Origin of the sequence: Hydrogenophaga sp. (assembly GCF_041913525.1) — a bacterium.
In the GTDB taxonomy this organism is placed as follows: Bacteria; Pseudomonadota; Gammaproteobacteria; order Burkholderiales; family Burkholderiaceae_C; genus Hydrogenophaga.
The window spans coordinates 244645-264767 of the sequence record NZ_JAYSFD010000002.1 but is presented as its reverse complement, the minus strand read 5'-3'; the positions used below and the strand labels follow the sequence as shown (position 1 = coordinate 264767).

The window sequence follows — 20123 nt, the reverse complement described above, 5'->3', positions numbered from 1 at the left end:
TCATGTCGAAAATTTCAAAAAAAATCGACACATATTGACCATTGGTCGAACCGACCGACGTGTCAACGAACCAGTTCGGCGAACAACGCGTCGTTGATGTAGTACATCTCGCGCCCCATTTTGCGAGGGCTCAACACGCCCAACCCGGCCAATGTCTGCAAGTAGGTGGACGCCGTCTGGCGCTTGGCCAAACCAGCGTCTACCAGGAACTGGATCTTGGTGTAGGGGTGACGAAAGATCACCTCGATCAAGTCCTTGCTGTAAATGCCCGGCGCGTCGCGCTGCACCTGGGCACGAACCTCATCCATCAGTGCCCTGATGCGCGTGCCCTGCTCAAACGTCTGCTTCGCAGTGATCGTCACCCCGCGCAGCATGAACAGCAGCCAAGGCTCCCATGCTTGTTGCTCAGTGACGGCGCGCAGCCCGGCGTGATAGGCCGCCTTGTTGGCCATGATGTGGCGCGACAAAAACAGCACCGGAATGTCCAGCAACCCAGCCTGCACCAGGTAAAACAAATTCAGAATGCGGCCTGTGCGCCCGTTGCCATCGTCAAACGGGTGAATCGCCTCGAACTGATAGTGCTGAACCGCCATCTTCACCAGAGGGTCCAGCCCATCGTCAGCGTGGATGAACTGCTCCAGATTGGTCAGCTTGTCTCGCAACAGTGCCTCGCCCACTGGGGGTGTGTACACCACCTCCCCTGCCGCGTTCTTGAGTGCCGTGCCAACGGTGCGCCGAACGCCGATGTCTTGCTGCTTGATGATGCGCACCATGTCCACAAACAGGTTCGTGGTCAGCGGGCGGTCTTTCAGCGCGTCAAAACCAAACCTCAAGGCCTCGCGGTAACGCAGTACTTCCTTGGTGTGCGCGTCGGTTGCCCCATCGGCTCTCGCGTCAGCACGGTACAACTCGTCATTGGTGGTGACGATGTTCTCAATCTCGGACGACAGTCTCGCTTCCTGCAGCACGATGCTGTTGATCAGCACGCCCTGATTGGGAATTTGGGCCGCCAACCCACGAAGATTGGCCAGCATGCGATTGGCCTCAATCGCTTCCTTAAGCACGGCCTTGCTCTCCAGCTCCACGGTCGGCGGCAGCAGGGGCAGATCGCCAAGGATCCACCGCTTCGGCTGCTGCTCGCCAAGTTCCCGTCTGAGGGGGAGCATTTGTTACTGTCACCTGCTGCGTTGGCGACTTGTGCCGGTCGGGAGTTTCATGACAGCGCACCTGAATGGCGCCCCGCGACTGTACCGCCTTGACATGTTCGTTGAGGATCCCGAGCGCGGCATTTGCTTGGCCCACCTTGATGGCGCGTGCCACTAAGGCGCAGAAACAAAAAAGGCCGCGCAAACGCGCGGCCATCTCTCGGCTTCCAGGGTGCCACTGGCACCCCAGGCGGGCCAATGGCCCGTCAGACGTTGAACAAGAAGTTCATCACGTCTCCGTCCTTGACGACGTATTCCTTGCCTTCGGCGCGCATCTTGCCGGCGTCTTTGGCGCCCTGCTCGCCCTTGTAGGCGATGAAGTCGTCGAAGCCGATGGTCTGGGCGCGGATGAAGCCGCGCTCGAAATCGCCGTGGATCACGCCGGCCGCCTTGGGCGCGGTGTCGCCGATGTGGATGGTCCAGGCGCGCACTTCCTTCACGCCCGCGGTGAAGTAGGTCTGCAGGCCCAGCAGCTTGTAGCCGGCGCGGATGAGGCGGTTCAGGCCGGGTTCGTCCTGGCCCAGTTCCTTGAGGAATTCCAGGCGGTCTTCGTCGCCCATCTCGGCCAGCTCGGCCTCAATCTTGGCGCAGATGGCCACCACGGGGGCGTTCTGCGCAGTGGCGTATTCGGTGAGGCGGTCGAGGAAGGGGTTGTTCTCGAAGCCGTCTTCGCTCACGTTGCCCACGAACATGGCGGGCTTGGCGGTGATGAGGCACAGCGGCTTGAGCAGGGCTTGCTCTTGCTCGCCCAGGGTCAGCGTGCGCACGGGCTTGCCTTCGTTGAGCACAGCCTGCACCTTGGTGAGCACCTGCACCAGGGCGGCGGCCTCTTTGTCGTTGCCGCTCTTGGCGGCCTTGGTGTAGCGCTGCAGGCTCTTTTCCACGGTGGCCATGTCGGCCAGGCAGAGCTCGGTCTGGATGACCTCGATGTCGGCGATCGGGTCCACCTTGTTGGCCACGTGGATCACGTTGGGGTCTTCAAAGCAGCGCACCACGTTGACGATGGCGTCGGTCTCGCGGATGTGGGCCAGGAACTGGTTGCCCAGGCCTTCGCCCTTGGACGCACCGGCCACCAGGCCGGCGATGTCCACGAACTCCACGATGGCCGGCACGATGCGCTCGGGCTTGACGATCTCGGCCAGTTGCGACAGGCGCGGATCGGGCACTTCCACCACGCCGGTGTTGGGCTCGATGGTGCAGAAGGGATAGTTCTCGGCGGCGATGCCGGCCTTGGTGAGGGCGTTGAAAAGGGTGGACTTGCCGACGTTGGGCAAGCCGACGATGCCGCATTTGAGACTCATGGAATACCTCGAAAAATCAACCCGAAAGTGTATGCGATGGCCCCGATTGCGTTAGGCTGGGCGGCTCTGGCAGATCCCAGACGCGTTCGGAGACAACACAGATGGAAGTCCAGGCCACCGGCACCTCGCCCCTGTACCTGTTCGAAAAATTCGAGGTGGGCGTGATTCACCTCGACGCCGCGCGCAACGTCGTGGCGATGAACGATTTCGCCCGCAAGGTGCTGCCGGTGGGCGAAAAGCAGCCCTTCGACAAGCTGGTCACTTCTTTCCACCCCGAGCGCTCCAAGCCCAAGGTGAATTTCCTGCTGGACCAGGCCTCGGGCTGCCCCGTGGCGAGTTCCACGCCCATGACCATGATCATCAACATCCCGGAGCAGGTGCTGCTGATCAAGGTGACCCGGCTGGGCGACCACCTGGGCGCGACCACGGGTTTCGTGCTGGTGTTCTACGACGTGACCCAGGTGGTGAGCCAGGAAGCCACCCCGGCAACGGCCGATCTGCCGGCGCCCGCCAACCTGCGCCTGAACCGCATTCCCACGACGGCCAACCACAGGGTGGCCTTCGTGGACACCGCCGACGTGCTGAGCCTGGAATCGCAGGCGCATTACACCCGCGTGCTCACGCGCGACGGCTTTCATTTCTGCAACCTGAGCATTGGTGACCTGGAAACCCGGCTGGACCCGGCGCAGTTCCTGCGCGTGCACCGCTGCTTCATCGTGAACCTGCAGGCGGTGGCCGAACTGGGCCGCGAAGGCAGCAAGACGCTGATCGTGCTCAAGGGCAAGCACCGCGAGCCGATTCCGGTGGCGCGCGGCGAGGTCGCGCGGCTGCGCGAGGCCCTGGGCCTGCTGGCCAAGCACTGAACCAGGGCCTTTGGGGGCGTTTTGGGGCGTTTTGGCGCCTTCTGGCGCCTTGTTGGGGCCGCTAGGACATACCCGTATTGCCACGCCGCGCGCGCCTGATCTGAGCATTTCGTGCAGCCAGGCGTGCAGTTCGTGCGAAAAAATGGTCGTTTTGTGAACTCCTGAGTTCAAGACCCGCCGACAGAGTCGGAAACCGGGTCTCCACCAGACTGGGCGTGCATTGACAAAAGTCAACTGCCCACCCAGAAGACCAGGAGACAAAACGATGATCCCTCCGCGTTTCGAGTACCACGCGCCCAAGTCGGTCGGCGAGGCCGTGGCCCTGCTGGGCCAGCTCGGGTCCGATGCCAAGCTGCTGGCCGGTGGCCACAGCCTGCTGCCCATGATGAAGCTGCGCTTCGCGCAGCCGGCCCACCTGATCGACATCAACCGCATCCCCGAGCTGCGCGGCATCCGCGAAGCAGGCGGCCAGGTGGTGATCGGTGCGATGACGGTGGAGAACGACCTGATCACCTCGCCCATCGTGCAGGCCAAGCTGCCGCTGCTGGCCGAGGCGGCGAAACTGATCGCCGACCCGCAGGTGCGCAACCGCGGCACCATCGGTGGCGACATCGCCCACGGCGACCCGGGCAACGACCACCCTGCCCTGTCCATCGCGATCGAGGCCTCGTTCGTGCTCGAAGGCCCGAACGGCCGCCGCACCGTGGCGGCCGACGGCTTCTTCCTGGGCACCTACATGACGCTGCTGGAAGAGAACGAGGTGATGGTCGAGATTCACGCCCCGGCCTTCGCGCAGGGCACCGGCTGGGCCTACGAAAAACTCAAGCGCAAGACCGGTGACTGGGCCACCGCCGGTTGTGCGGTGGTGATGCGCAAGAGCGGCAACACCGTCAGCCATGTGCGCATCGCGCTGACCAACGTGGCGCCCACCGCGCTGCGCGCCGAAGCCGCCGAGGCCGCCCTGCTGGGCCAGGCCTTCACGCCCGCCACGGTGCAGGCCGCCGCCGATGCGGCCACCGCCATCTGCGACCCGGCCGAAGACTTGCGCGGCGACGCCGAATACAAGACCGCCATGGCCGGCGAAATGGTCAAGCGCGCCCTGGCCAAGGCCTGGGCCCGTTGCGCATAAACCCGAGGAGACACCCCCATGGCCAAGAAACTCATCACCGTCAGCGTCAACGGCAAGAGCGAAGAAAAAGCGGTCGAGCCGCGCACCCTGCTGATCCACTTCCTGCGCGAAGAACTCAACCTCACCGGCGCCCACATCGGCTGCGAGACCAGCCACTGCGGCGCCTGCACGGTGGACATCGACGGCCGCTCGGTCAAGAGCTGCACCCACCTGGCCGTGCAGTGCGACGGCTCGGAAGTGCTCACCGTTGAAGGCCTGGCCAACAAGGGCGTGCTGCACGCGGTGCAGGAAGGCTTCTACAAAGAGCACGGCCTGCAGTGCGGCTTCTGCACGCCCGGCATGTTGATGCGCGCCTACCGCTTCCTGCACGAGAACCCCAACCCCAGCGAAGAAGAGATTCGCATGGGCATGAGCGGCAACCTTTGCCGCTGCACCGGCTACCAGAACATCGTCAAGGCGGTGCAGCACGCCGCCAAGAAACTGCAAGAAACCGCCACGGCCTGAGCCCCCCACGGAGAACACCACATGAACGCACCGGTACAAACCGCCGAAGCCCGTGAAATCGCCCTGGCTGGCATGGGCGTCTCGCGCCTGCGCAAGGAAGACGCCCGATTCATCCAGGGCAAGGGCAACTACGTTGACGACATCAAGATGCCCGGCATGCTGCACATGGACATCGTGCGCAGCCCGCTGGCCCATGCCCGCATCAAGAAGATTCACAAGGAAGCCGCGCTGGCCATTCCAGGCGTGCACGCCGTGCTGACGGCCGACGACCTGAAGCCTTTGAAGCTGCACTGGATGCCCACCCTGGCCGGCGACGTGGCCGCCGTGCTGGCCGACGAGAAGGTGCACTTCCAGATGCAGGAGGTGGCCATCGTCATCGCCGACGACCGCTACATCGCCGCCGACGCGGTGGAGGCCGTGGAGGTGGAATACGAAGAGCTGCCGGTGGTGGTCGACCCGTACGCCGCGCTGCGGCCTGATGCGCCGGTGATCCGCGAAGACCTGGCCGGCAAGACCAGCGGCGCCCACGGCCCGCGCGAGCACCACAACCACATCTTCACCTGGGACGCGGGCGACAAGGCCGCGGCCGACGCCGCGTTTGCCAACGCGCCGGTGACAGTGAGCCAGCATATGTACTACCCGCGCGTGCACCCCTGCCCGCTGGAGACCTGCGGCTGCGTGGCCAGCTTTGACCCGGTGCGCGGCGACCTGACCACCTACATCACCAGCCAGGCGCCGCACGTGGTGCGCACGGTGGTGTCGCTGCTCTCGGGCATCCCCGAGTCCAAGGTGCGCATCGTCAGCCCCGACATTGGCGGTGGCTTCGGCAACAAGGTGGGCGTGTACCCCGGCTATGTGTGCGCCATCGTGGCGTCCATCGTGCTGGGCCGCCCGGTGAAGTGGGTGGAAGACCGGGTGGAAAACATCTCCACCACCGCCTTTGCGCGGGACTACCACATGGACGGCGAACTCGCCGCCACGCCGGACGGCAAGATCACCGCGCTGCGCGTGAACGTGGTGGCCGACCACGGCGCCTTCGACGCCTGCGCCGACCCGACCAAGTTCCCGGCCGGCATGTTCCACATCGTCTCGGGCAGTTACGACATCCCGGCCGCGCACTGCTCGGTCAAGGGCGTGTACACCAACAAGGCACCGGGTGGCGTGGCCTACCGCTGCAGCTTCCGCGTGACCGAAGCGGTGTACCTGGTCGAGCGCATGGTGGACGTGCTGGCGCAGAAACTGGGCATGGACAAGGCCGAGATTCGCGCCAAGAACTTCATCAAGAAAGAGCAGTTTCCCTACACCAGCGCCTTCGGCTTCGAGTACGACAGTGGCGACTACCACACGGCCCTGAAGAAGGTGCTGGACGCGGTGGACTACCCCGCCCTGCGCGCCGAGCAGGCGGCCAAGCGCGCCGACCCGAACAGCCCCACGCTGATGGGCATTGGCCTGGTGACCTTCACTGAGGTGGTGGGCGCCGGCCCCAGCAAGATGTGCGACATCCTGGGCGTGGGCATGTTTGATTCGTGCGAGATCCGCATCCACCCCACGGGCAGCGCCATCGCCCGCATGGGCACCATCACCCAGGGCCAGGGCCACCAGACCACCTACGCGCAAATCATCGCCACCGAGCTGGGCATTCCGTCGGAGGTGATCCAGGTGGAAGAAGGCGACACGTCCACCGCGCCCTACGGCCTGGGCACCTACGGTTCGCGCTCCACGCCGGTGGCCGGTGCGGCCATCGCGCTGGCCGCGCGCAAGATCCACGCGAAGGCGCGCAAGATCGCGGCCCACATGCTGGAGGTGAACGAGAACGACCTCGACTGGGAAGTGGACCGCTTCAAGGTCAAGGGCGACGACAGCAAGTTCAAGACCATGGCCGACGTGGCCTGGCAGGCCTACCACCAGCCGCCCGCCGGCATGGAACCGGGCCTGGAAGCGGTGCACTATTACGACCCGCCGAACTTCACCTTCCCCTTCGGCATCTACCTCTGCGTGGTCGACATTGACCGCGCCACCGGCGAGACCAAGATCCGCCGCTTCTACGCCCTGGACGACTGCGGCACCCGCATCAACCCCATGATCATCGAGGGCCAGATCCACGGCGGTCTGACCGAGGGCTTCGCGGTCGCCATGGGCCAGCAGATGCCGTTCGACGCGCAAGGCAACCTGATGGGCAACACCCTGATGGACTACTTCCTGCCCACGGCCGTGGAAACGCCGAAGTGGGAGACCGACCACACGGTGACGCCCAGCCCGCACCACCCCATCGGCGCCAAGGGCGTGGCCGAGTCGCCGCACGTGGGCTCGATTCCCACCTTCACCTCGGCCGTGGTCGATGCCTTCGCCCACCTCGGCGTGACCCACATGGACATGCCGCACAACGCCTTCCGCGTCTGGAAGCAACTCAAGGCCACTGGCCAGAACCTCTGATCGGGCAATCAAGATGGAAGTCAAACTCGACAAACGCTACCCGCTGGACGTGGACCCGGCGCGGGCCTGGGCCATCCTGGGCGACCTCAAGGCCGTGGCCGGCTGCATGCCCGGCGCCGAGCTGACCGAGCAACTCTCTGACACGTCTTACAAAGGCGGGGTCAAGGTGAAGGTCGGCCCGGCCGTGGCCCAGTTCGGCGGCCAGGTGGACGTGCTGGAGAAGGACGAAGCCGCGCGCAAGATGGTGCTGCGCGGCAAAGGCGCGGACAAAGGCGGCTCGTCCGCCTCCATGGACCTGAGCGCCACCATTGAGGCCGACCCCGCCAACCCGGCGGCCAGCGTGCTGCACGGCGACGCGGCCGTCATCGTCAACGGCAAGTTCGCCCAGTTCGGCGGCCGCATGATGGTGCAGGTGTCCGACATGATCCTGGCGCAGTTCGTGGAGAACTTCCGCCAGGCCGCGCTGGCCCTGCCGGCACCGGCCTCGCAAACCATCGCGCAGGACGCGGCGGTGGCTTTCGGTGGCCCGGTGGAAGCGGCACCTCGCACCGCGCCCCCGGTGGCGCAAGAGATCAACGGCCTGGCCATTGTGTGGGCGCTGATCAAGAACTGGTGGCTCGGCCTCTTTGGCAAGAAAGTCTGAACATGAGCGCCCCTGCCACCACCGACCGCCAGCTGCGCGAATCGTTGCAGCGGGTGGGTTACCTCGCCGATGCCGACCTGGCCACCACCGTGTGGCTGGCTGGTGAGCTGCAGCGGCCTTTGCTGCTGGAAGGCGACGCGGGGGTGGGCAAGACGGCGCTGGCCACCGCGCTGGCGCAGGCCCAGGGGGCGGCGCTGGTGCGGCTGCAGTGTTTCGAGGGGCTGGACCTGGCGCAGGCGGCCTACGAATGGAACTATGGCCGCCAGTTGATGGCGATTCGCCTGCACGACGGCCAACCCGGCACGGTGAAGGAATCCGACGTCTTCAGCCGCGAGTTCCTGCTGGAGCGGCCGCTGCTCAAGGCCATCAGCCAGGACGGCCCCTGCGTGCTGCTGATCGACGAGATCGACCGCGCCGACGAGGCCTTCGAGGCCTTTTTGCTGGAGGTGCTGGCCGAGTACCAGATCACCGTGCCCGAGATCGGCACGCTGCGCGCGCGCCATGTGCCGCGCGTCATCCTCACCAGCAACGGCACGCGCGAGCTGTCGGACGCGCTGCGCCGCCGCTGCCTGTACCACCACCTCGACTACCCCACGCTGGCGCGCGAAATCGCCATCGTCAAGACCGCCCTGCCCGAGGCCGACACCCGGCTGGTGGAAGAGGCGGTGCAGTTCGTGCAGCGCCTGCGCGGCGAAGACCTGAGCAAGGTCCCCGGCATCGCCGAGACGCTGGACTGGGTCAACGCCCTGCACCGCCTGCACCACCACACGCTGCCCGAGGACATGGCGGTGCTGCTGACCACGCTGGGCTGCCTGCTCAAGACACGCGAAGACCGCTTCGCGATGGGCACCGACCGCGCACGGCAACTGATTGAGGGCCGTCGCACCGTGGGCGTGGCCGAAAAGGCACCGGCCAACGCCGTCGCCACATGAACCACACGCCCGCGCTCGCCCCCAGCGAAAGCCTGGCCGGCTTCGCGGCCCTGCTGCGCGAGCACGGGCTGACGGTGGGCGTGGCCGAACAGCAGGCCATGCTGCAGGCTGCGCTGGCGCTGGGCGCGCTCAACGGGGCCCGCCTGAACGCGGCCTGGCGCGCCATTGCCTGCCACAGCGCGCGCGAGTGGCGGCTCTGGCCCGAGCTGTTTGACCGCTACTGGCACCCCGAGCGCCTGCGCGGCACGGCGCGCGTGAGCGGGCAGACGCGCCCGTCGCGCGACCTGCGCCAGGCGGTGCAGCAACTGCGCGAGCAAATGGACGCCGCGGCACAAGCGCCCACGCCCGCCAAGTCCGCCCCACAAACCGCCGCCGATGCGCCCCTGGCGGGCGCTGGCGACAGCGAGGCCGGCAGCCCGCGCGCCATGGGCGGCGCCAGCCGCAGCGCCCCGCAACTGGAGGCCCTGCACCAGCGCGACGGCCAGATGTGGCTGCCGCAAGAGCTGGGCACGCTGCAGCGCCTGGCGCGCCAGGTCACCGCGCAACTGCGCCCGCTGCCCACGCGGCGCTGGCGCGGCGTGCACCGTGGCCAGCGGCTGGACCTGCGCCAGACCCTGCGCCGCAGCGTGGCCTGGGGCGGCGAGCCGCTGGCCCCGGCCTGGCAGGTGCGGCGCGAAGAGCCGCCGCGCCTGTTCATCCTGGCCGACGTGAGCCGCTCAATGGAAGCGCACGCCGCGCTGTTCCTGCGCGTGGCGCGGGCCTTCGCCCTGGAGGCGCAGGCGCGCGTGTTCGTGTTCCACACCCGGCTGGCCGAGGTCACGCCGCTGATGCAGCGCGACAGCGCCACGGTGCAAGAAAAGATCAACGCGGTCACCGCCGGCTTCGGCGCCGGCACCCGCATCGCCGCCAGCCTGCAAGACTTTGCCCGCGTGCACGCCCGCGCCCAACTGCGGCGCGGCGCGCGCGTGTGGGTCATGTCCGACGGCTTCGACACCGACGCGCCCGAGCAACTGGCCGAGGCCCTGCGGGCGCTGCGCGGCCGGGGCGCGCGCATCACCTGGTTCCACCCCACGCGCGGCGTGCCCGCAGCCGCTGCTGTGCAGGGCGCGCGCGAACACATCCACCGTTTCGTGCCCCTGGCCAGCCTGGCCGATCTGGTCGCGGCCAGGCCCCTGCTTCACTGAAGGAGACAACGATGAACCACCACCAATGGATCGCCGACGCCGCCCGGCTGCAAGCCGAAGAGCGCGCCTTCGCACTGGTCACCGTGCTGCGCGCACAGGCCCCCACCTCGGCCAAGGCCGGCGACAAGGCCCTGGTCACCGCCGACGGCCAGATCCACGGCTGGATCGGCGGCGGCTGCGCGCAACCGGCGGTGGTCAAGACCGTGCGCCAGGCCCTGGCCAGCGGCCAGCCGCAGAGCATCCGCATCGCGCCCACCGACGAAACCGCCGAGCGCACGCTGGGCGACGTGCTGGAGTTCGGCATGGCCTGCCGCTCGGGCGGCACGCTGGAGCTGTTCATCGACCCGGTGCTGCCCGCGCCGAAGCTGGTGGTGTTTGGTGACTCGCCGGTGGCGCGCGCGCTGACCGGGCTGGCCCCGCGCATCGGCCTGCAGGCGGTGCTGGTGGCCGAGGGCGCGCAGGCCAGCCACTTTCCCGATGCAGCGCGCGTGATCGGCAACGACCGCAGCGAGGCGGTGGCGCAGGCCCTGCCGGCCGGTGGCCTGGTGGTGGTGGCCACGCAGGGCCGGCGCGACCTGCAGGCGCTGCGCGCCGCGCTGGCGCTGCAGCCGCAGACGCTGTGGTTCGTGGCCAGCGAACGCAAGGCCGGTGTGCTGCGCGAGAGCCTGGTGAGCGCGGGCGAAGACCCGGCGCGGGTGGCGGCCATCGTGGCCCCCGCGGGCGAACCGATTGGCGCGCAAACGCCAGAAGAGATCGCGCTGGCGGTGCTGGCCACCGTGGTCGCGGCGCGGCGCGGCCGCTCGGTGCAGGCCGCCACCCCGGTGGCGGAAAAGCCAGCGCCCAAGTTCACCCTCGACCTGCCGCCCATGGAGGCCGGCAGTTGCTGCGGTGGTGGCGCCGCCAAGCCCGCCACGGCAGAGCTGGCCGTCGAAGCGGCCCCGCCGGCAGCGGCCACCAAGTCGTGCTGCGGAGGCAACTGACGTGGGCTGCATTCTCAAAGGCGGTGGCGGCCTCTACAGCCGCGTGGTGGTGGGCGCGGTGCTGCTGGCGGCGGGCGCGGGCACGCGCATGGGCCACCGCCCCAAGTGCCTGCTGGAGCTGGGCGGCGTGCCGCTGATTCGGCGCCAGCTCATCGCGCTCTCTGGCGCGGGCGTGGACGAACTGGTGGTGGTGCTGGGCCATTACGCCGACCGCATCGAACCGGTGGTGCGCGACTTCCCCGTCACGCTGGTGCGCAACCCCGACCCGGACGCCGGCCAGGTGTCGTCGCTGCGGCTGGGCCTGCGGGCACTGGCCGGCAAGATCGACACCGTGCTGGTCGCCCTGGCCGACCAGCCGCTGATCAACTCGCAAGACATCAACGACCTGATCGGCGCCTACAAAAAGCGGCCCGCCGGCGCAGAGGTGGTGCAGCCCACGGTGGACGGCCTGCCCGGCAACCCGGTGATGTTCAGCCAGAGCGTGCGCGAGCAAATCCTGGCCGGCGAGGCCCGCGTGGGCTGCAAGCAGTGGCAGGCCGCCAACCCGCAGGCCGTGCACCCCTGGGCCACCCCCAACACGCGCTACCGCACCGACGTGGACAGCCCCGAAGACATCGAAGCCCTGGCCGCCCGCACAGGCCACCGCCTGCGCTGGCCGGCCGACCTGCTGACCGAAGCCTGAGCCGTCACCGCACCCCATGGCGCCCGATCCCTTGCTGCCGCTCTGGTCCACGCCGCTGGGCGTGCACCGCTTCGCGCAGGCGGCGGACATCAACCCGCTGCTGGTGCGCGTGTTCCGTGCCCTGCGCGCGGGCGACGACAACGCCGACCCGGCCGCCGCCTTCTACGCCAGCCGCGACGACCTGCTGCAGCGCGTGCGCCTGCCCGAGTGGGACGCGCTGCTGCGCTTCATCGTCGATGGCCTGCGCCAGACCGTGGCCCTGGCCAACCAGGGCGCCTGGCCCGAGGCCACGCCAGGCCTGCAGATCGCGCTGCGCGGCATCTGGTTCCAGATCGCCAACCGCGGCAGCCACCACGACGTGCACACCCACGGCAACTGCTCCTGGTCGGGCGTGTACTGCCTGCAGGTGGACGACGACGCGCCGCGCCAGGCCCACCCGCTGCTGGGCGCCACCAACGGCGTGACGCGCTTTTACGGCCCGCACTTCAACCACCTGGGTGGCGCGCACATGGACTTCGGCAACGCCTACCTGCAGTCGGCGCACATCGACGTGGCGCCGCTGCCGGGGCAGCTCATCGTGTTCCCGTCGTGGCTGCCGCACCAGGCCATGCCTTACGACGGCGAGAACGACCGGGTCATCGTCTCTTTCAACGCCAGCGTGCACGCGGCCACCGGCAGCGACCAGTTGCACGGCTACAGCCATGTCTGAATTGAAGCACCCCCCCGCGCTGCGCCAGGCCGATGCGCTGGCCGCCTGGCTGCTGCTGGGCTGGCTGGGCCATCGCCTGGGCTGGTCCTTCGCCAGCGGCGTGCTGCCGGTGGTGCTGTGGTGGGCGCTGCGCTGCAGCGGTGCCGCGCCTTTCACGCACGGCAGCTCGGTCTGGCCGCTGGCCTGCGCCGCCGGGCTGCTGGCGGCGCTGCCCCTGCTGCCAAACGGCCCTGCCGCGCTGGCGCTGCTGCTGCTCGCCGCGGCGCTCTGGGGCCTCTGGAGCGCGTCTCTCGCCCGCGGCGTCGGCAACAACGCGCCCTCGCTGCCCGGCTTGTCCATGGGCCTGATGATGGGCAGCCTGTGGCTGGCCAGCCAGTGGTGCCTGGGCCCGGGCTGGACGCAGGCGCAAGCGGTGGCCTTGCACGGCGGCCTGATGCTGGGCGTGCCGCTGCTGCTGGCGCCGCTGCGGCGACTGGGCCGCTGGTCCGCCTCGGCGGCGCCGTGGACCCCCACCGCCCTGCTGGCCATGGGCGCGCTGCTCATGGCCTGGCCAGACGCCACCGGGTGGCGCCTGGCGGGCATGGTGCTGCTGGTGCTGGCCTGGGCCTGGGGCGCGCACGGCACGCAGCCGGGCCATCAGGCCCGCGCCCAGGTGCCCGCCGGCCTCGGCCCGGTCTTGCTGCTGGCCGTCGGCTGGCTCTCGCCCACCCAAGGCCCGGCGGCCCTGCAGGCGGCCTGGGCCGTCGTCGCGGTGCTGGCCCTGGCCGATCTGCTGCGCCCTTCAAGGCGCCTCAACACGGAAGTGACACCCCATGAACAGCCTCGATATTGATGTGATTCGCACCGCCCTTGACTGGCAATCGCGCGGCCAGCGCGTGGTCATGGGCACGGTGGTGCGCACCTGGGGCTCGGCCCCGCGCCCGCCGGGCTCGCTCATGGTCATCCGCGACGACGGCCAGGTGGCCGGCTCGGTCTCGGGCGGCTGCATCGAAGACGACCTGATCGGCCGCGTGGCGCGCGGCGAGCTGGCGCTGAGAAAGCCCGAGACCACCACCTACGGCGAAACCGCCGAGGAAGCCCGGCGCTTCGGCCTGCCCTGCGGCGGCACGGTGCAACTGGTGCTGGAGCCGCTGTCGCCCGCCTCGCAACTGCGCGAGCTGCTGGCCGCCATCGAAGGCCACCAGCGCGTGATGCGCCGGCTGGACATGGCCACCGGCGTGGCCAGCCTCTTGCCCACCGACGCGGGCGACCGCGTGCAGTTCGACGGCCAGACCCTCACCACCGTGCACGGCCCGCGCCTGCGCCTGCTCATCATCGGCGGCGGCCAGCTCTCGCGTTACCTCGCCAGCATGGCGGTGATGCTCGACTACCAGGTGACGGTGTGCGAGCCGCGCACCGAGTACCACGAAGGCTGGGAGCGGATGGAGGGCGTGACGCTGTCCACCACCATGCCCGACGACCTGGTGCTGGCCATGCGGCTGGACGAGCACAGCGCGGTGGTGGCCGTGACGCACGACCCCAAGCTGGACGACCTGGCGCTGATGGAGGCACTGCGCACGCCGGCGTTCTACGTGGGCGCGCTGGGCTCGCTGCAGAACAACGCCAAACGCCGCCAGCGCCTGCAGGCATTCGACGTAAGCGAGGCTGAGGCGGCCAAGCTGCACGGCCCGGTGGGCCTGAACCTGGGCGCGCTCACGCCGCCAGAGATCGCGATGAGCATCGTGGCCGAGATGACCGCCATCCGCCGTGGCATGGACCTCAGCGGGCCGCTGAGCAACTGGTCAGGCTCGAAGACGGTCTGCCTGACCTGCTGAGCGCAACCGCTCAGTCAAAGCGCAGATCGGCGCGCACCGGCTGGCCCACGCGCAGCACCACGCCGTCGCCACGGCGCACGATGGCGTTCATGCCAAAGGTGATGGCGCCGCCCACGCGGGCGTCTTGCCGGTAGGTGCGCAGCGCATCGCCCACGGCGTGGCCGGGCGTGGCGGTGTCGGGGTCAATGTCGGGAATGGGGCAGCGCGAGCAAGGCTTCACCGGCACGATCTCGGCGCTGCCCTCACCCTCGCCGATCACCACCGGGCCGCAGCGGTCTTCGTCGTGTGCGCCCCAGCCGCCCATCACCAGGTTGGGCCGGAAGCGGCGCATGTCCACCGGGGCCTGACCGGCCGCGCCCAGCCGGGCGTTGAGTTCGTCCAGCGAGGCCTGGCTGGCCACCAGCAGGCTGAAGCCATCGGCAAACTGGGCAAAGCCCGCGTCGTCGCCCGTCCAGCGCGGGTCGCAGCGGCGACGGGCCTCGGGGTCGAAGCGAATCAGGCGCAGGGCCTTGAGGTGCGCGGGCGCGTCGGCACCCAGAAAATCGCTGAACCACTGGGCGGCGGTGTCGCCCATGTCAAAGGCGTCCACCTCGTCGTCCCACACGCGCACCCGGGCCGGGCCCTCGGCCGCGTCCAACGCCAGGTGCAGGCTGAGCATGCCCGGGGCGCGCAGCACCAGTTGCCCCAGCTTGAACGAGGGCTGAATCAGCGCCATGCGCGGCAGCTCGCGCTGGCTCACGAACTCGCCCTGGCTGTCCACCACCATCCAGGCCCGGTCGTAGGCCAGGCCGGTGTCGGTCAGCTCGGCCTCGCGCAGCGAAAGGCCAGCACACGATTTGATGGGGTACACCCAAATGGCGTCCAAGGTACCGTTCAGGTCAGAGGGGCTGTCAGCGGTCATGGCGGGGCGAGGCGTGGGGGCAAAGCCGGGAATTGTGCCCTGCTCCTAAAATCCGCCCATGACATCACCCGCCCCCCGAGCCGGCACCCCCCGGCGCTACGACGTCGCGATCCGAGGCACTGGCGTGGTGGGGCTGACCCTGGCCCTGCTGCTGGCCCGTGACCGCCTGCGGGTGGCCCTGGTGGGCCCCCGCGCCGCCACCACCGACACCCCCGACGTGCGCGCCTACGCCCTGAACGCCGCGGCGCGCCAGGTGCTCGAATCGGTGCGCGCCTGGCCCGACGACAGCGCCAGCCCCCCCACCGTCACCCCGGTGCACGCCATGCAGGTGTGGGGCGACCAGGGTGGCGAACTGCGCTTTGACGCCGGCGTGGTGGGCGTGCCCTCGCTCACCTGGATCGTGGACGTGCCCGCCCTGGAGGCCCGCCTGCGCGAGGCCGTGGGCTTTCAGGCCGGCATTGACTGGCTGGACGACGCCCCCCCGGCCGCGCTCACCGTGGTCTGCGAAGGCAAGCACAGCCGCACCCGCCAGGCCCTGGGCATCGAATTCGACGTGAAGCCCTACGGGCACAAGGCCGTGGCCGCGCGCCTGCAGGCCGAGCAGCCGCATGGCGGCGTGGCCCGCCAGTGGTTCGTGCAGGGGCAGATCATGGCCCTGCTGCCGCTGGGCGGCGCGCTGGGGAACTCGGTGGCCCTGGTGTGGTCAGTCCCTGGTGAGCAAGCCGACGCCTGGCTGGCCGGCCCGCCGCAAGCCCTGGCCGATGCCGTCACCGAGCGCAGCCACGGCGTGCTGGGCCAGTTGCAAATGCAAAGCCCGGCCCAGGCCTGGCCGCTGGAGAGTTCCCGTGCGCGCCACTGGATCGCACACACCCCCGGTGGCAGCGTGGCCCTGGCCGGCGACGCCGCCCACGCCATGCACCCGCTGGCCGGCCAAGGCCTGAACCTGGGCCTGGCCGACGCGGCCGAGCTGGCGCGGGTGCTGCACGGCCGCGAGTACTGGCGCGAGCTGGGCGACCCCAAGCTGCTGCGCCGCTACGAGCGCGCGCGGCAGGCCGACGTGCAGGCGATGGCTTGGCTCACCGAAGGCCTGTTTGGCCTGTTCGACCACGCCGACGCCCGCGTGCAGGCGCTGCGCAACTGGGGCCTCAGCGCCTTTGACCGCAGCGGCCCGCTCAAGCGCTGGCTGGCCCGACAGGCCATGGGCCCGGCCCTTTGACCCGACCCGCCGCCTTGGCCTTCGCCGGCCCGGCCCCTTGCCCCTTTTGGATTGCCACCGCATGAAACGCATCGCCCACTTCCTGATCGCCGCGCTCGCCGCACTGAGCTTTGGCGCGCAAGCCCAGGAAGCCACCATCCGCAAAAACCTGGCCGAGCGCCTGCCCAGCCTGCCCAAGATTGACGAGGTGCGCCCGGCGCCCATCAAGGGCCTGTATGAAGTGCGCGTGAACCAGAGCGAGGTGTTCTACACCGACGCCAAGGGCGACTTCCTGATCCAGGGCTCGATCATCGACACGCAAAAACGCGTGGACCTGACCGAAGAGCGCGTGAACAAGCTCAACGCCGTGGCCTTCAAAGATCTGCCCCTGAAAGACGCCTTCACCATCGTGCGCGGCAAGGGCACGCGCAAGCTGGCGGTGTTCGAAGACCCCAACTGCGGTTACTGCAAGCGCTTTGAGCGCGACCTGGCCAAGATCGACGACGTCACCGTCTATGTGTTCCTCTACCCCATCCTGGGCCAGGACTCGGTGGAAAAGTCGCGCCACATCTGGTGCGCCAAAGACCGTGGGCAGGCCTTTCTCGACTGGATGATCGACAGCGTCACCCCCACCGCCGCCAACTGCGACACCTCGGCCCTGCAGCGCAACGTCGAGTTCGGCCGCAAGACCCGCATCACCGGCACCCCCACCGTGTTCTTCGCCGATGGCACCCGCGTGCCGGGCGCCATTGGCGCCGACCGCGTGGAAGCCATGCTCAAGCAAGCCGCCACCAACTGACCATGACCGCCAGCCCCCCACCCGGCCCGATCTCCGACCCCCTCGCCCACCCCTGGATCCAGCGCTTCGGCCACGCCGGGCTCATTCCCTTTGTGGGGCTGACGCTGCTGTTGTGGCTGGTGGGGCCCGAACTGCAGGCCTGGGTGGCCATCGCGATGGCGGCCTACGCCGCGCTGATCGCCTCGTTCCTGGGGGGCATCCACTGGGGCGCCATCTGGAGCCGGCTGGGTCGCGGGGAAGGCGTCACCAACGGCCAGGTGGCCTGGGGCATGGCGCCGTCGCTGCTGGCCTGGCCCGGCGTGCTCATGCCGCCCCACGCCGGCCTGGCCTGGCTGGGCCTGGTGCTGGTGGTCTGCTACCTGGTGGACCGCAAGGTCTACCCGGCGCTGGGCATCAAGCCCTGGCTGGCGCTGCGCTTTCGGCTCTCGGCCGTGGCCGCGCTGAGCTGCTTCATCGGCGCGGGGGCCATCTGATGGCCCGCGCCCCTCGCCCCCACCGCACCGAGACCGCCGCCGTGCGCTACACCGTGGGCGTGCACAACGCCGCCTCGCACCTGCTGGCCGTCACGCTGCACATCGAACAACCCCAGGCCCGCCAGCGCCTGGCCTTGCCGGTGTGGATTCCGGGCAGCTACCTGGTGCGCGAGTTCTCGCAGCACCTGCAGGGCCTGCGCGCCACCCAAAACGGCCAACCCGTGCGCCTGCGACAGCTCGACAAACACCGCTGGCAGGCCGACTGCGAACCCGGTGTGCCGCTGGAAGTGCGGCACGAGGTGTACGCCTTTGACGCCTCGGTGCGCACCGCCTTTCTGGACAGCACGCGCGGCTTCTTCAACGGCACCAGCACCTGCCTGCGCGTGATCGGGCAGGAAGACCGCCCGCACGAACTCGTGATCGAGCGCGGCCAGGCCCCCGAGGGCTGGCAAGTGGCCACCGGCCTGCGCGCCACCGAGGTGGACGAGGCCGGCTTCGGCCGCTACCTGGCCGCCGACTACGACGAGCTGGTGGACTGCCCGGTGGAAATGGGCCGCTTCTGGAGCGGCAGCTTCAATGCCCACGGCATCGAACACCGCTTCGTGGTCAGCGGCGCTGGCGCCTGGCTCGACGGCGAGCGCCTGCTCGAAGACACGCGGCGCATCTGCGAAACCCAGATCGCCTTCTGGCACGGCGACGGCCCGGCCCCCTTTGACCGCTACGTGTTCATGCTGCACGCCAGCGGCGACGGCTACGGCGGGCTGGAGCACCGCAACAGCACCGCCCTGATCTGCCAGCGCAGCGACCTGCCCCGGCGCCTGCCGGCTGGCGACAAACCCGCGGCCCTCAAAGCCACCGACGGCTACACCACGCTGCTGGGCCTCATCAGCCACGAGTACTTCCACACCTGGAACGTCAAGCGCCTGCGCCCGCACGAGTTCGCGCGCTACGACTACGACCAGGAAAACTACACCGAGCTGCTCTGGTTCTTCGAGGGCTTCACCAGCTACTACGACGACCTCTTCCTGCGCCGCGCCGGCCTGATCGACGACGCCACCTACCTGCAACTGCTCACCAAGAACCTCAACCAGGTGCTGCAGACGCCGGGGCGCCACCTGCAGAGCGCCGCGCAGGCCAGTTTTGATGCCTGGGTGAAGTACTACCGCGTGGGCGAGAACACGCCCAACGCCACGGTGAGCTACTACACCAAGGGCTCGCTCATCGCCCTCTGCCTGGACCTCACGCTGCGCGGCGAAGGCCACGGCAGCCTGGACGACGTGATGCGCGCCCTGTGGCAGCGCTGCCAGGGCGGCCCCATGCGGGAGGCCGACGTGCGCCGTGCCCTCAAGCGCGTGGGCCGGCGCGACTTCGACACCGAACTCGACGCCTGGGTGCACGGCACGCAAGACCTGCCGGCCGAAAAGCTGCTGCAGGCCATGGGCGTGAAATCCACCCACGAAGCCGCGCCCCTGGCCCAGCACCTGGGCCTGCGGGTGAGCGAAGGCGCCAGCGGCGTGACCATCAAGGCCGTGCTGCGCGGCGGCGCCGGTGAGGCCGCCGGCCTGGCCGCGGGCGACGAGTGGCTGGGCATTGAGCTGCCCGCGCCGCGCCGGGGTGAGCCGGCCGAGGCCTGGCGCATCCACAAGCTCGACGAGGTGGCCTGGCTGCGCGGCGAGCGCCCACGCCTCACCGCCCTGGTCTCGCGCGACCGGCGCCTGCTGCGCTGCCCGCTGGAATGGCCACCGCAAGGCAAGGCGCTTCGCCTGGCGGTGGGCGACGCCAACCGCCTTTCGCCCTGGCTCAAAGGCAGCGACTGACGCAGGTGCCTGCCCGCTGCCTCAGGCCGTGGGCAGGTGAGGCGCGATGTCGGCGTCAAAGCGCGCCACGGTGGCGCTGTTGCGGTAGTTGAGCAAGACCTCGCGGATGCGCGGCACCAGCGCGCGCAGGTCGGCCTCTTGCCGGCAAGCCTCCACCTTCAGGGCCATGGCCTCGCCCATGGGGCCGAGCTGGTCGTTGATGAAGCGCGCCACGCGGCGCCGGGCATCCGGCAGCGGCCACGCCGCCAACGCGTCGGAAGCGCCAGGCGCAGACGCAGACGCAGGCACGGGCGGCGGCGGGGCATCGGGCTGGCGCTCGGGTTCCAGGGCCCGAACCCAGCCCTGGGCCAGCAACTGCTCCAGCAGCGGCAGGGCCGCCCCCTCCGCGCCACCGCTGGCCGCATCAAAGGCCGCCGCCGGCCGCTGCCCATCCACCATGATGAGCAGCGAGCGCAGGCGCGGCAGCAGGCCGGGCGCGCGCTGGGCCAGCGCCTCTCGCCCGGCGTCCGTTTTCGCGAAGACCGTGTGCTTGTCCATGGACCACCTTTGGGGCGCCACT

20 protein-coding genes are annotated in these 20123 nt (G+C 69.2%); 16 read left to right on the top strand and 4 right to left on the bottom strand.

Annotated features, from left to right (window positions below; translation table 11 throughout):
- Positions 1–62 precede the first annotated feature (62 nt).
- Both ACE3RQ_RS04075 and ychF read right to left on the bottom strand, forming a co-directional pair.
- Positions 63–1166: a Fic family protein gene (locus ACE3RQ_RS04075; RefSeq protein ID WP_374520178.1), complete on the bottom strand. Its 1104-nt coding sequence runs from the start codon at positions 1164–1166 to the stop codon at positions 63–65.
- Between the two features lie 245 nt (positions 1167–1411).
- Positions 1412–2506: a redox-regulated ATPase YchF gene (gene ychF, locus ACE3RQ_RS04070; RefSeq protein WP_374520176.1), complete on the bottom strand. Its 1095-nt coding sequence runs from the start codon at positions 2504–2506 to the stop codon at positions 1412–1414.
- A 101-nt stretch (positions 2507–2607) separates the two neighbouring features.
- Here ychF and ACE3RQ_RS04065 point away from each other — a divergent pair, with 101 nt between their 5' ends.
- The 12 genes from ACE3RQ_RS04065 (at position 2608) to ACE3RQ_RS04010 (ending at position 14379) form a co-directional block, all read left to right on the top strand.
- On the top strand, positions 2608–3369 hold the full coding sequence (locus tag ACE3RQ_RS04065) for a LytTR family transcriptional regulator DNA-binding domain-containing protein (protein WP_374520174.1): 762 nt from the start codon (positions 2608–2610) through the stop codon (positions 3367–3369).
- 265 nt (positions 3370–3634) lie between these two features.
- A complete protein-coding gene (locus ACE3RQ_RS04060; protein WP_374520172.1) occupies positions 3635–4498 on the top strand; it encodes a xanthine dehydrogenase family protein subunit M in 864 nt (287 codons plus the stop codon).
- An 18-nt stretch (positions 4499–4516) separates the two neighbouring features.
- Entirely contained in the window at positions 4517–5002 is a 486-nt protein-coding gene (locus ACE3RQ_RS04055; RefSeq protein ID WP_374520170.1) for a (2Fe-2S)-binding protein, read from the top strand.
- Between the two features lie 21 nt (positions 5003–5023).
- Positions 5024–7435 carry an aerobic carbon-monoxide dehydrogenase large subunit gene (locus ACE3RQ_RS04050; RefSeq protein WP_374520168.1) on the top strand — a complete coding sequence of 804 codons (2412 nt, stop codon included), beginning with the start codon at positions 5024–5026 and terminating at the stop codon, positions 7433–7435.
- 13 nt (positions 7436–7448) lie between these two features.
- On the top strand, positions 7449–8078 hold the full coding sequence (locus ACE3RQ_RS04045; RefSeq protein ID WP_374520167.1) for an SRPBCC family protein: 630 nt from the start codon (positions 7449–7451) through the stop codon (positions 8076–8078).
- Positions 8079–8080: 2 nt separating this feature from the next.
- Positions 8081–9010, top strand: coding sequence for an AAA family ATPase (locus tag ACE3RQ_RS04040; RefSeq protein WP_374520165.1), 930 nt, complete (start codon positions 8081–8083; stop codon positions 9008–9010).
- A complete protein-coding gene (locus ACE3RQ_RS04035) occupies positions 9007–10194 on the top strand; it encodes a VWA domain-containing protein (RefSeq protein ID WP_374520163.1) in 1188 nt (395 codons plus the stop codon). The genes ACE3RQ_RS04040 and ACE3RQ_RS04035 overlap by 4 nt, the downstream gene beginning before the upstream one ends.
- 11 nt (positions 10195–10205) lie before the next feature.
- A complete protein-coding gene (locus ACE3RQ_RS04030) occupies positions 10206–11174 on the top strand; it encodes an XdhC family protein (protein WP_374520161.1) in 969 nt (322 codons plus the stop codon).
- Position 11175: 1 nt separating this feature from the next.
- The gene (locus ACE3RQ_RS04025) at positions 11176–11856 is read left to right on the top strand and encodes an NTP transferase domain-containing protein (protein WP_374520159.1); all 681 of its coding nucleotides are present in this window, start codon (positions 11176–11178) and stop codon (positions 11854–11856) included.
- Positions 11857–11872: 16 nt separating this feature from the next.
- Positions 11873–12565 carry a TIGR02466 family protein gene (locus ACE3RQ_RS04020; protein WP_374520157.1) on the top strand — a complete coding sequence of 231 codons (693 nt, stop codon included), beginning with the start codon at positions 11873–11875 and terminating at the stop codon, positions 12563–12565.
- Complete coding sequence (locus ACE3RQ_RS04015) at positions 12558–13397, top strand: hypothetical protein (RefSeq protein WP_374520155.1); 840 nt, start codon at positions 12558–12560, stop codon at positions 13395–13397. The genes ACE3RQ_RS04020 and ACE3RQ_RS04015 overlap by 8 nt, the downstream gene beginning before the upstream one ends.
- Positions 13378–14379, top strand: a complete 1002-nt coding sequence (locus tag ACE3RQ_RS04010) for an XdhC family protein (protein ID WP_374520153.1) — start codon at positions 13378–13380, stop codon at positions 14377–14379. The genes ACE3RQ_RS04015 and ACE3RQ_RS04010 overlap by 20 nt, the downstream gene beginning before the upstream one ends.
- 10 nt (positions 14380–14389) lie before the next feature.
- On the opposite strand, the gene ACE3RQ_RS04005 is transcribed toward ACE3RQ_RS04010, so the two are convergent.
- Complete coding sequence (locus ACE3RQ_RS04005; RefSeq protein ID WP_374520152.1) at positions 14390–15280, bottom strand: MOSC domain-containing protein; 891 nt, start codon at positions 15278–15280, stop codon at positions 14390–14392.
- Between the two features lie 58 nt (positions 15281–15338).
- On the opposite strand from ACE3RQ_RS04005, the gene ACE3RQ_RS04000 reads away from it, so the two are divergent.
- The 4 genes from ACE3RQ_RS04000 (at position 15339) to ACE3RQ_RS03985 (ending at position 19564) form a co-directional block, all read left to right on the top strand.
- A complete protein-coding gene (locus ACE3RQ_RS04000) occupies positions 15339–16496 on the top strand; it encodes an FAD-dependent monooxygenase (protein ID WP_374520150.1) in 1158 nt (385 codons plus the stop codon).
- Between the two features lie 61 nt (positions 16497–16557).
- Positions 16558–17274, top strand: coding sequence for a DsbC family protein (locus ACE3RQ_RS03995; protein ID WP_374520148.1), 717 nt, complete (start codon positions 16558–16560; stop codon positions 17272–17274).
- A gap of 2 nt (positions 17275–17276) precedes the next feature.
- Entirely contained in the window at positions 17277–17747 is a 471-nt protein-coding gene (locus ACE3RQ_RS03990) for a DUF3429 domain-containing protein (protein ID WP_374520146.1), read from the top strand.
- Complete coding sequence (locus tag ACE3RQ_RS03985; RefSeq protein WP_374520144.1) at positions 17747–19564, top strand: M61 family metallopeptidase; 1818 nt, start codon at positions 17747–17749, stop codon at positions 19562–19564. The genes ACE3RQ_RS03990 and ACE3RQ_RS03985 overlap by 1 nt, the downstream gene beginning before the upstream one ends.
- A 21-nt stretch (positions 19565–19585) precedes the next feature.
- On the opposite strand, the gene ACE3RQ_RS03980 is transcribed toward ACE3RQ_RS03985, so the two are convergent.
- Positions 19586–20101, bottom strand: a complete 516-nt coding sequence (locus ACE3RQ_RS03980; RefSeq protein ID WP_374520142.1) for a hypothetical protein — start codon at positions 20099–20101, stop codon at positions 19586–19588.
- Positions 20102–20123 lie beyond the last annotated feature (22 nt).